We start from the raw sequence: 11,572 nt of genomic DNA on the forward strand, positions 1-11,572 counted from the left end.
GGTTTTATACGTTCACCATCGACCCCAGCCAAAAGGAATTGGCCCACATCGGTAACGACCCCGACAAATTGCGCGACTATACGCGGGGCGTGATGGAGAACTACGCGGCCAATTTTGGCAAGGGAATCGAAAGCAAAGACCTGATTTGGTACGCCAAGATTGAGTACAGCCGCAGCCATACCCACGAGGATAAAGCCGTACAGGAAGGCACCGCCCAGAAGGGCCAGCCAAAGGAGGGCGACCAAACCCATGTACATATTATTGTTAGCCGTTTCGCCGAACGCCAGCAGGAAGGGCCAGAGCGCACGGCCTCACTCTCCCCGCTGACCAATCACCGCAAAGCGGGGGGAGCCATCGGCAACGGGTTCGACCGGGTGAATTTTATCCAGGCCAACGAGCGCACGTTTGACGAGAAATTCAGCTACCAGCGGGAGCAAACCGAAACGTTCGACCACGCCCGAGCCGCCAAAAGCGAGCACCAGCCCGACCGATTAGCCGCCCGCGAGCAGGCCATAAAAGCGCAGATCGACCAGGCCCGGCCACCACTCAGCCGGGAGCAGTCCCGACCGCAGGAACAGACCATGAATCAAACCAACTCATTAGGCCGTTAACCGGCATCTTATCCAGTATGGGCAAGTACGTAAAGAACATTTTAGGGGGTATAGTCCTCGTTTGCGTAGTCTATTGGACCGCCCAATTTTTGTTGGGCATGGTCTTTACGACCTTGGGACTGCACAACACCGGTTTAGCTAAATTAGCGGATGTCGGAGCGTTCGGCGCAGCCTGTTACGTGATCTACCTGCTTCTAGTGGGCAGACCTCAAAGCGGCCCCACCGTTGGAAAGGCCAGCACTACCACGCAGACCGGGCGTAAAGTGCAGCAGAGCGTTTACATCATTGAGACCCACACGCCCGCCGTTCCCCGGATTAACCTGGTAAACCCGTTTCGGGGGGTGCTTATTTTAGGCGGAGCGGGAGCGGGCAAAAGTAAAAGTCTGATTGAGCCGATTATCAGCCAGACCATTGCCCAGGGGTATACGGGCTTACTGTATGATTTTAAATTCCCCACCCTGGCCAGGGTAGCCGCCCGCGCCCGGCAGCAGGACCGCAGCGGATTAGGGTTCTACTTTGTGAACTTCGAGGATTTGACCCGTTCCCACCGGGTTAACCCGCTGCACCCGGCCACCATGCCCACTCAGAGCCACGCCGACGAGTACGCTAGGGCTATTTTATTCAATCTCCGACCGGAAGCCATTAAGAAGCCCGATTTTTGGACCGATTCAGCCCAAAGCTACTTAACCGCGCTGATCTGGTTTTTACGGGAAGAACACCCGCAGTACTGCACCTTACCCCACGTAATGGCCTTGGCCTTCCAGCCCACCGCTGACGTAGTAGCCCTGTTATCGACTAACCCGGAGACACGGGGCACCATTGCCAGTTTACGCGAATCGGTCCAGCGCAAAGCCGAAGGGCAAACGGCGGGCGTCGTGTCCACGCTGCAAACGGCCCTTCGGAAAATCAATACCAAAGAAATCGTTTGGGTCTTATCGGGGGATGATTTTAATCTAAACATCAACGACCCGGAGAACCCGAAGTTTGTGACGCTGGGCAATTCGCCCACCCTGAGCAGCACGTTTGCGCCGGTCATTGCCTTGCTGGCCACCGTTGCCCTAAAGCAGATGAACCAGCAGGATAAAGCCCCGTCAGCCGTTATTTTAGACGAAGCCCCCACGCTGTTTATTCCCAACTTTGATCAGTTGCCCGCCACCGGCCGCAGCAATCGCATAGCTACGGTTTACGGCGCGCAGGATGTCAGCCAAATAGAGGACATGTACGGGCGCAGCAAAAAAGACGCGCTGTTAGCCAACCTAAACAATCAGTTTTACGGCCGAGTTGGCCACCGGGAAACGGCGCAATACATCAGTGATCTATGGGGCAAAGAAGACGTGCAGCAGCGCACTGAAGGCCAGAGCGAAAGCAGCCGCCGTTTTGAGACGACCGAAGGCCGAAGCGTTTCCCACAGCTACACCGAGCGGAGCCGGGTACGCATTCAGGACGTACTAGATTTGAACACGGGCGAGTTTTACGGGCAGCTAGTGGAGTCCGATTTTAGCAGCTTCAAAGCGCAGGTAAAAGCTATCGAGGGGGGACCCCTGCCCGAAATTGTGCCGGTTACGATTGTCACGAACCAGGACACAAAGCAAAACTTTCTCCGTATTCAGCAGGAAATAGAAACCCTATTATACCGCCAACAACCTCACAACGTCACTAAGACGGAGCCACCCAAGAATAGTAACATGCACAACGGTCAGGCCAAAAGGGACGAGCTGACCAGCCCCGGCGAGAATTTAGATTTTTAGGCCGTCATTTGCCTACGGCAACCCCTTAGCGGGGAGCAGGCAGTACCATAAAGGCGGGTCGATGGGGCCACCCATGGCCACTATCGACCCGCCTTTATGGTACTGCGATGTACCGCCCCAAACCAAACTTTATTTGGCTTCCTAACGGAAAAAAGGGCCGGAGTTACTAGGAGCGGGACCAGATCATGCAGTTACCGTACGGAAGAGCTGCATAAGATAGGGGGGGCACATTCGGGTATGTTTGCCGTTTCGTACAAAATTCGTCACTTGGATGGCCCTAATTATTCAATATATTGATTGTCAATCAATTAAGGTCAGAAAGTCGGTTTCATAAAGCAAAAACAAGAATGGTCATTGGACCTACTTTCTGACCCTATTTAAGGACTGTGTTATTTACTACTATTTGGAATCAGTACTTTGGTAGTTGCCACCAAAGTACAAGCGGTGTAACACTTGTAAAGAATAATATATTATCATGGTTCAAACTTTTTTGGATCTTCAACTCCTTGAAAAATATCAAACTGATAACCGATTTGTATTTGAGCAAAATCTAAAGCATTACGAGTAATCTCTCGAGTAAATCTAGCCCTAGCAAAAATCCGGTTATTATCATTGGGTTTAAAATAAGCGTCAAAGCTGTATCTAATCAAGCCTCCTCTGTTTTCTAAAACTAAACTAGGTTCCCAAATTTTTGGTCTGATATAATCTATTCCAGCACTAGCTCCAAATCGTCCATCTGGCCGGAAAAGAACTCCTGTACTTAACATATAGTAAGCACTACTAACAAAATTTAATGTATCTCGAGAAACATCAGTGCTTCGGATAATACTATTACTTTGCCAATTAAGTCCTACTTGTAAGCAATTCCAAGTTAATTTAGTTTGAGGAAAAACAAGCTTCACTATATTTAATTGACCGCCAAAATTTATTAACTGATACCGGTACAAATCGATGGGCCTAACGTCCTGTTTTTGTGTAATTTTTAAGTATTTATTTTTTTCTTCTAGTTTAGCAAAAAGTAGCTTAAACTCAACAAAACCAAACCAATTATAGTAAGTAAAATTATGCCTCCTTTTTGGTACTGAGAATGACAGTGACGAGCTATCAACAAGCGAAGGGAGACTAGATATTAGGTTTGTAGAATATTGGTATTGGGCTACTCTAACACTATCTCCTTTTTGAACAGATTTAGTAACTAATCGAACTGCATTTGAATAATCAGGCTTGCTTGAAAGAGAAGGTTCGTTTCTTATTGCATATGGCTCATAAGCGTATAAGGAGGAGGCTTCACGAATTTTACTCTCTTTATTCCAAGGCGCATGTTTTGTCCAAAGGTTAAATCTACGTTTCACTTCAAATTGAATTAATCCATTAGGCCTTTCATTTCGTAAGCCTAAAAAATCACTGAATGCTGCTGCTTCTATTATTTTCGAGCGGCGTTCTTTTCTTAACTCTTCAATCGGGTTTTGGGGTGATACATGAATTTTACTATTTGCTGGGCTATAATCATCTTTATCATTTTCATATATGATATCTAATATGGCTAGATCTCCCAATTTAACATACCTCGAAACGTTAGTGATTCCACCGCATTCTAAACAGTATAGATATGTATCTGCCATCCTCTCTGGATCAAATTTTCCAGAAATACTTATAGGATACAAATTTTTGAAAATTAAAAAGTCTCGTTGTGTTATTTGATTAGATAATATAGGTCTATTTTTTAATAACCTAGCGGTAATATTTTTAATAGTTCCATCTTCAGTTTCTATTTCTACATCGTGTATTTTATGCGTTAGTTTAAAGGTTCTTAAATTGCCTCTATATTGATTAAGACCTTTGCTTATAGAAAAGCTATAGATAGTATCTCGTTTCAGTATAAGGTAAGCTGTTAAAGGATTATCATTTACAAATTCCCTTCTTGCTTTAACTCGAAAAAAGACCTCAGTTCCTATTTCGTTTAATGCTGTTGTATCAGTTATATTGTATTTTTTCTTCATCTGGTCAGAAAAAACTTTGACAAATTCTTCTTTAATGAATTTGTCAAAAATAACTTTGGTTGTAGAGTCGGAATCAGCCGTGGTAGAATCTGCTCCGGATGGTGAAAACTTTGTTGACCGGCTAACAAGTAAAGAATAGATATCAGTATCTTCTTTAATATACTCATAAGTATATACTTGGTTTTTAAAGGCAAAGTCCCCTAAAATTCTATTAGATTGTCCGTACGTAGTACAAATAGAAAAAACTCCAAAAAGTAATGTAAAAAGTCGTTTCATGTTTAAATACTTTAGAATGCGTTTAAAACATTTGAACACTTGATCAATATTGGGAAAATACACAAATGATTCTTATTAGGTGCCCCCACATTCATAATTTTTGCTAAGCGGCCTTGACCATCAGTCTGTAGAAGCAGTTCATCAAAGCAAATGTCCGCTTGGTCTTGCAGCGCATAGTAGACATCTGAAAATCAGATAACTCCTTTACTTTGACCACTTTTAGGAGTGATCCAAACATTTTTTAGGCAAATAAAATCACTGGGTCATTAGAGCATTCAGGACTGACGGATAAATCTTTGGTTGGATTAATCTATATGATATACTGATACTATTATTTAGTACCTTAACCTATTTAAAAATAGGCTCTTAAAGTCTAAGACAAAACTCAGAATAATATATATAAAGCGATAGGGGAAATTTCCCGTATTTATAATTTTGATTTTAGTTACAAAACCTATTCATCTCACTAAAGTACAACGTCAGACCACCAACTAATAAGAGGCTAAATGTTGTACTTTTTTGGGATTGTTGTATAAGATGGAGTATGTTATGTGATTTAAACAAGAAGGTAATACAAAGAAAGAAATAATCTTATCTTGATTAGTTCTGCGGAAAATCACATAATTCGTCACTTGGTATTTTGAGCGAGTATATTACCAGAATCGTTTATGATTCAAAAAGTCATAACTTTCTGGATCATAAACGATTAAAGAATTTTTCGAACAAATTATGCCAAAAATTGGTGCCATAAAGTCAAAAGAGTTAACTCATTAACTAATAGAGGTAGTCCAAATGACGAATTATGTACTTTTCTGTAGAGTTACCCATAGTTGAAATTCCTTAATACGTTCTTGCTTACTCCTAGATTTCAACATAAGATTTCTTTTCGAATAGTTTGTGTTGAAAACCATTCTAAGCTTTGAGATATGAAATTACGGAACAAATCTATCAGAAAGGAAGATCATCATTAAACGGCTCATCTTTTCTAGACCATAATGTAATGTCATACTTTATAAAGATTGTTCTTGACAAAACATCAATTAACTCATCTTTATCTATCTCATTCCATATCGTTCTGCTAATATTTCGGCCTCTAAGTTCTTTCCTTTCAAAAGAGTTAATGGTCTCTTCAACCTGACTTCTATCTGAAGATTTAGACTTATAGACTTCGCTAATAATACTACATACCAGTGAAAGTATTACCTCACCAGTAGATTTTATCAAAGCATACTTGTTAATTAAACTCACTAAGTAAGGGTGGATTTCCGAATTATTTAATATAAAAAAATATTTATCTGAATTTATAACATTTTGTTGTGATTCAAAAGGTAGTTCTAAATCTACCATTTGAATAAAAAAATTTGTTCCTACTCCAAACCGACGATTATTATCAAGTGAAACACGTTTCCAAATTTTTCGATCTTTGATGACGCTCCAACGCAAATCTAGTCTCCTTTGCTCCGGAATAATTTTTATTGCATCTACTTGAAATATATTAAGAATCATTTCATTGATAACACTATAGAAGTTCAAACTGCACAATAAATTATTGATATGGTTAATTTGAGCTTCATCATTGCCGAAAAGAGTAGTCATCAATGACAAGGCCGAAGTGTTTGAATTTTTAGCCTCCTTGACTAATTGGTTGGCTGACATATATGACGCACTATCTATTGTCCAGAAGTGATTTTCGCGTATCATCATGTTCAGATTAATTACTTCTCTAATTTTGTTCTTTTCAACTAATATGAAATTAGAATTAGCTAATGCTTCGTCAAAAGCTACCTTGTATTGAATCCTCGAGTCTCTATTCGGTGAATTATCACTTTTAGCAAAAATATTAAGTAAATAGTTAATTTCTTTAGCAGCCCAAGAAATTGAAAAATTACTTTTTCGTAAATTATTAAACTCTTCCTGAAAATGTTGCAAATATATTTCATATAACGTTCTATAGAGAATTTCGCTTTCTCCGCTAAATTCGATGTTAGATCTTGCAACATCTGTTTTCGGTGCATTAACACCTGTAATGTTACAAATTGACACCAAATTTTTATCAATAAAACCCGGAGTATTGAAATCTACTTTTATACCTTCCACACATATTCCAACAGCAAAATTATTTACATCATTCCTTTCTTTATAATCAAGAAAATCCCATTCTTTAAAGTGGTCAATATACTTTAGTGCGTACGCAAGTTGAATACCATTTATGCTTTTTTCAACAACCTTAACTTTACCCTCGTTTAAATTATATCCAATGCTTTCTAAATATTTATTTATGACATCGGTAGGACTTAGATAACCTATTTTGATTTCTTCACCGTCATTGTTTAAAGTTACTTTACAAGACGGAATTGTTATCCACATTTTTACTTCTTTCTCTATTCTAGATAAATTAACATCTGATCTTACATATAATTTTACTATAGTTCCGTGAGTTGGAATTATTTCTTTGGTTTTAGCCGCATCTAAATATTTTAATAAGTACTTTCCGTGTACCTTTCTTATTTTCAATAGTATAGCTCTATCTGTATCCTCTGTTCTAGTTATTATGTCCATGTCGTCAGCAATAAGAAAACATGTCAGGAGTCCTATTCCAAATCTACTTATAGGTGAAAAATTTGGAAACTCTTTTTTGAAATTTTCGTCTTGATATCTTGATGACCCCACTTTCAATAAGTGGTTTTGAATTATTTCCATGTTCATTCCCGTACCATTATCAATGAACGATAAAGTACGATTACTCAAATCCCAATCAATTATAATTTCAGGATTATAATCTATGCCTTTATGCTTTAGCTGATATTCTTTCAATCTAGATGCATCAATGGAATTTTGAATTAATTCTCGCAATACAACTGCCTGATTGTTGTACAAAGTGTGTCCAACTAATAGATCAAGTATCTTATTTTGATCTAATACAAATTCAAATTGTCTTTTGTCAAAATCTTTAGTTTGTATACCAGAATCATTTATATGTTTCCAAGGATACTCATAACTAGATACCGCAACCTGTTTGGCTATTTCGTGAAATCTGTAGTTGTTCTTTAATTCGTTGTCAGCATAGTTTAGATAAGATATAAGGCCAAAATAGCCATTTTCATCTTCAAAAAAGGCAACAACTTCAAAAGTATCTTTATCTAAAGTATTATCTATTTTTCCATCTTTATTTTTCTTAGACTGTGGCCTGACTTTCGTAACAGCTTTTTGCTTTGCCCATTCATCTTGGCTAATAGGATCAGATGGATTAATCAACCTGTACTCTACCGTGGGCGTTCTGTCAGACGTTATATGTAATAAGTCGGCAGTACGCAAGATGAGAGAAGCATAATGTAAATTAACCTCTTCTCCTTGCAATGAGCCATATGGTTGATTTAACTGATATTTCTCTAAATTGTTTAAATCAGATAAATGGTGACTTTCACAGACATATGCTAGATCTCTTCTGAACATATAACTGAGGCTTCCTATTAGGTTTTTTATCTCACTTGCAATTTCATTTGCACTTTCAAAATTTGGATTATTTTCATCTAATATCCAATATTTTATTCGTTCAGCATGAGTTCTTCTTACTAATTCTTGATAAATAAACCTTTCTTTTCTATCAGTATCTTTGATAGAATTAATTTTGTCTCTAAATGTATTTCCATATAATCCTCTTTCTATTTCATCCTTGAAAGTAGTAAAGTTAGATTTTTCTCGTTTATTAAATTCGTCTTTAGTTACTAACATGCCCAGATCGTGAAAATATATAGAGAGAACGATCATCAACCAGTCTGCTGGCGTCATTATATTTTGAGTTCTTTCTGGAATTATCCAATCTAAAGAATCGAGCATATAATTAATATGGCTTATATCGTGCTTCGTATATTCATCAAATATTCCACCTCTACCAATTTGATTTAGTATGATTGTGAGTTGTGACTTAATGTGTAGAAGTTTGATGCCTCCAAAAGCAGTTAAGTCTTCTGCCTTCATTGCTTCTCTTTCTGCTTTACTTGATAGTGTATTGTTAATCATCTTGTTTTATCTGATATATAAACCCTTTTGTTAATTGTACGGCAAAAAGTATTCTAAGTACTACACTTACTGAAAGGCAAGTGAAAATTGGTTAATCATCTAGTACGAGTGTTGCCTTTGTTCCTTGGTCAGTTTGAGGTGTTGAGACAGATGCTCTTAGAGTAATTGAGAAGGCTGCCAAGTATGTGGAAAAGGTCATAGAGGCACCTTTGTGGATTGTAGATAAATTCATCGCATCATTGGCTCAGTGCTACGCTGATGTATTCGAGTAATGTAAACAGTGTAAGATCCGAGCACAAGAGAAAAAGATGGGGGTTCGTCTATTTCATCAGCAGGTTCAAAAAAGACGTACCTCTTTGAAAAACAAATCATTACTTGCATTACATACTGAAAATACACTATAAAATGGGGGCATAAATTAGGGCCAAAAAGGATTCAGTTCTTCGGTTCGTGACACCAACTTTTTGAATCCAAGTTTCCAAGTGAAGGATTGTATACGATTCTGCAAAATGGTCTTCTTTCAAGCATAAAATGCTGTCTATCGCAGATTAAGCTAATATTAGCTACAAGATGATGATCTAAGTACGATTTTGCAAAGAGACCCCATAAGTGAATATTATTACAAATTGTAAATGGTCGTTTATGATTGTTTTGTTACTAAGTATACGGACGTATGTATAGTAACAAAAGCCCCTACTTGTCTTTATCTACTATGAAGAAAGCGATTGCTTATTACCGAGTCTCTACGGATCGCCAGGGCAAGAGTGGTTTAGGGCTGGAAGCCCAAGCCGCAGCGGTAGGCAATTTTGCCGAGCGGGAGGGGTACGCAGTTGTGGCCACCTTCACGGAGACCGAGAGTGGAAAGAAAAGTCAACGCCCTGAGTTATTAGCCGCCCTTGCTCAGTGCCGTAAAGAACGGGCTACGTTGGTTATTGCTAAGCTGGATCGGTTGAGCCGTAACGTTGCCTTTATATCAAACCTGATGGAAAGTCGGGTTGATTTTAAGGCGGTTGATAACCCCCACGCAAACCGGTTTATGGTACACCTATTGGCCGCATTCGCGGAGCACGAGCGGGAACAGATCAGCATCCGAACGAAGGACGCGTTAGGAGCCGCTAAACGACGTGGCGTACAGTTAGGGAAATATGGTAAAGAGGTATTGAGCCAGGAGAATGCAGCCGCAGCGGTAGAATTTGCTCAGAAGCTGCGCCCAACCATTGAGCATTTACAGGCCGCGGGGTTCAAGACGGTTAGAGCCATTAGAGACGAATTGAACCGGCAACAAACACCTACTTATAGATCAAATGGAAAATGGCATATACCGAATGTGTATGCTATTTTAAAGCGGCTGACTTAGATCATTTCTGAACTTTCTACCCCTACAATTGTTCCCGTTTTGGGAGCAATTGGTAAGGGAATTCGTAGATAGACCCGCCCTGTAACAAAGCTCACTCATGAACCGGTCCTACTATGCGATTGATCGCTAAAAAAACCATTGTCAATTTCTACACGGTTCACGCCAGCGCCAAAGGAAGTTTAGAAGCCTTTGCCGAGGAAGTAAAAGCCGCCAATTGGCAGAAGCCTAGCGATGTAATTGCCGTCTATCCGAGTGCTGATGTGATCACTGGTAAGCGGTTCGTCTTCAACATAAAAGGAAACTCGTATCGACTCGTGGCGGATATTGAGTTTCGGCTAAGTCAGGTGTACATCGTCTGGATTGGTACGCACGCGGAGTATTCTAAGGTAGATGTAAAAACGGTCAGCTATGTTAAAAGTAATTAAGAACGAGCGGGAGTACGAAGATGCTTTAGGGCGTGTTTATAATCTTATGCAATTGGATCTGGCTGACGACTCGCCAGAATTGAACGAGCTGGAGGCTCTTTCGTTATTCATCGAATATTACGAAGAGAAGCACTACCCGATTGCGCCCCCCAGTCCCATTGATGCGATTACGTTTAGACTCGAGCAGTTGGGCAAGGAAAAGAGCGAACTATCTAAGATTTTGGGTACCCGTGCCCGGCAGTCGGAAATATTAAGCGGCAAGCGAAAACTCAGCCTGGATATGATTCGCAAGCTTCATGCTATCCTCGGCATTCCTGCTGAAAGCCTAATTGCTGCCTACTAAATTTATGATGCTTAACTACACCTGTTTACAAGTGTGCTTCCACACCTTAAAACAGGTTATATTTGACACCAGAGAACACACCTTAAAAAGATAGGTAACTACATGATTTTCACTGTAGGAGGAATTAAAGGCGGTACGGGTAAAACCACTATATCAACAAATTTAGCGGTATGGCTATCTCAACGTGGAGCAGACGTTTTATTGGTAGATGCAGACGAGCAGGAAAGCGCGAGTGATTTTACCGCCTGGCGAGAGGAGACCAGAAAAGGCCAGCTAGGGTATACCCTTGTACAGCTCAACGGCCCGACCGTTCGCCGACAGATCGAACAACTACGTCCCAAGTACGATCATATTGTTATTGACACCGGAGGACGCGACACGGCCAGCCAGCGGGCTGCGCTTTTTGTCTCTGACGTATACTTGATTCCTTTTGCCCCACGCAGCTATGAGATTTGGACGCTTTCTAAAGTACAAGCTCTGTTAAGCGAGATCCAGGGGAGCCGATCCGTACCCCTACAGGTTTACTCCTTTCTCAATAAAGCCGACACGCGTGGAGCCGACAATAACGAAGCAACTGAGGTTCTACGCGATAATGAAGAATTGAATTTTGTAGATCACCCGATTATTAATCGCAAGGCTTTTGCCACAGCGGCTAGCAAAGGGCTATCTGTTTTTGAAATGATACCTACAGACGACAAAGCCGTTGTCGAAGTGGAAGCGTTATTCAGTCACGTCACAGGCATTAAAAAATAACCTTATGGCCGTATCAGCACCACCTAAAAAGAAGGCAGT

General features: G+C 40.5%; 8 protein-coding genes. 6 read left to right on the plus strand and 2 right to left on the minus strand.

The window, feature by feature from the left end:
• Both B157_RS38905 and B157_RS34670 read left to right on the plus strand, forming a co-directional pair.
• The coding region (locus B157_RS38905; RefSeq protein ID WP_020602701.1) for a DUF5712 family protein at window positions 1-611 on the plus strand (611 nt) is incomplete at its 5' end.
• 98 nt (window positions 612-709) lie between these two features.
• On the plus strand, window positions 710-2,359 hold the full coding sequence (locus tag B157_RS34670; protein WP_169521688.1) for a type IV secretory system conjugative DNA transfer family protein: 1,650 nt from the start codon (window positions 710-712) through the stop codon (window positions 2,357-2,359).
• 473 nt (window positions 2,360-2,832) lie between these two features.
• On the opposite strand, the gene B157_RS0107290 is transcribed toward B157_RS34670, so the two are convergent.
• Both B157_RS0107290 and B157_RS0107295 read right to left on the minus strand, forming a co-directional pair.
• Window positions 2,833-4,635, minus strand: a complete 1,803-nt coding sequence (locus tag B157_RS0107290) for a hypothetical protein (RefSeq protein ID WP_020602703.1) — start codon at window positions 4,633-4,635, stop codon at window positions 2,833-2,835.
• 948 nt (window positions 4,636-5,583) lie between these two features.
• Entirely contained in the window at window positions 5,584-8,655 is a 3,072-nt protein-coding gene (locus B157_RS0107295) for an HD domain-containing protein (RefSeq protein ID WP_020602704.1), read from the minus strand.
• A 712-nt stretch (window positions 8,656-9,367) separates the two neighbouring features.
• Between B157_RS0107295 and B157_RS0107300 the strand changes: the two genes are divergently transcribed.
• The 4 genes from B157_RS0107300 to B157_RS0107315 all read left to right on the plus strand — a co-directional run bounded on the left by B157_RS0107300 (window position 9,368) and on the right by B157_RS0107315 (window position 11,533).
• Window positions 9,368-10,012 carry a recombinase family protein gene (locus tag B157_RS0107300; protein ID WP_020602705.1) on the plus strand — a complete coding sequence of 215 codons (645 nt, stop codon included), beginning with the start codon at window positions 9,368-9,370 and terminating at the stop codon, window positions 10,010-10,012.
• A gap of 113 nt (window positions 10,013-10,125) precedes the next feature.
• Window positions 10,126-10,437 carry a type II toxin-antitoxin system HigB family toxin gene (locus B157_RS0107305; protein WP_020602706.1) on the plus strand — a complete coding sequence of 104 codons (312 nt, stop codon included), beginning with the start codon at window positions 10,126-10,128 and terminating at the stop codon, window positions 10,435-10,437.
• Window positions 10,421-10,780 (plus strand): helix-turn-helix domain-containing protein, encoded by a 360-nt coding sequence (locus tag B157_RS0107310; RefSeq protein ID WP_020602707.1) that lies wholly within the window; start codon window positions 10,421-10,423, stop codon window positions 10,778-10,780. The genes B157_RS0107305 and B157_RS0107310 overlap by 17 nt, the downstream gene beginning before the upstream one ends.
• 102 nt (window positions 10,781-10,882) lie before the next feature.
• Window positions 10,883-11,533: an AAA family ATPase gene (locus B157_RS0107315; RefSeq protein WP_020602708.1), complete on the plus strand. Its 651-nt coding sequence runs from the start codon at window positions 10,883-10,885 to the stop codon at window positions 11,531-11,533.
• The last annotated feature ends 39 nt before the right edge of the window (window positions 11,534-11,572 follow it).

Origin of the sequence: Spirosoma spitsbergense DSM 19989, from assembly GCF_000374085.1 — a bacterium.
GTDB lineage: Bacteria > Bacteroidota > Bacteroidia > Cytophagales > Spirosomataceae > Spirosoma > Spirosoma spitsbergense.

Bases quoted from the DNA above. Each gene is read 5' to 3' on its own strand.
- B157_RS34670 (WP_169521688.1), top strand. From the start codon at position 710: ATGGTCTTTACGACCTTGGGACTGCACAACACCGGTTTAGCTAAATTA.
- B157_RS0107310 (WP_020602707.1), top strand. From the start codon at position 10,421: ATGTTAAAAGTAATTAAGAACGAGCGGGAGTACGAAGATGCTTTAGGG.
- B157_RS0107295 (WP_020602704.1), bottom strand. From the start codon at position 8,655: ATGATTAACAATACACTATCAAGTAAAGCAGAAAGAGAAGCAATGAAG.
- B157_RS0107300 (WP_020602705.1), top strand. From the start codon at position 9,368: ATGAAGAAAGCGATTGCTTATTACCGAGTCTCTACGGATCGCCAGGGC.
- B157_RS0107305 (WP_020602706.1), top strand. From the start codon at position 10,126: ATGCGATTGATCGCTAAAAAAACCATTGTCAATTTCTACACGGTTCAC.
- B157_RS0107290 (WP_020602703.1), bottom strand. From the start codon at position 4,635: ATGAAACGACTTTTTACATTACTTTTTGGAGTTTTTTCTATTTGTACT.
- B157_RS0107315 (WP_020602708.1), top strand. From the start codon at position 10,883: ATGATTTTCACTGTAGGAGGAATTAAAGGCGGTACGGGTAAAACCACT.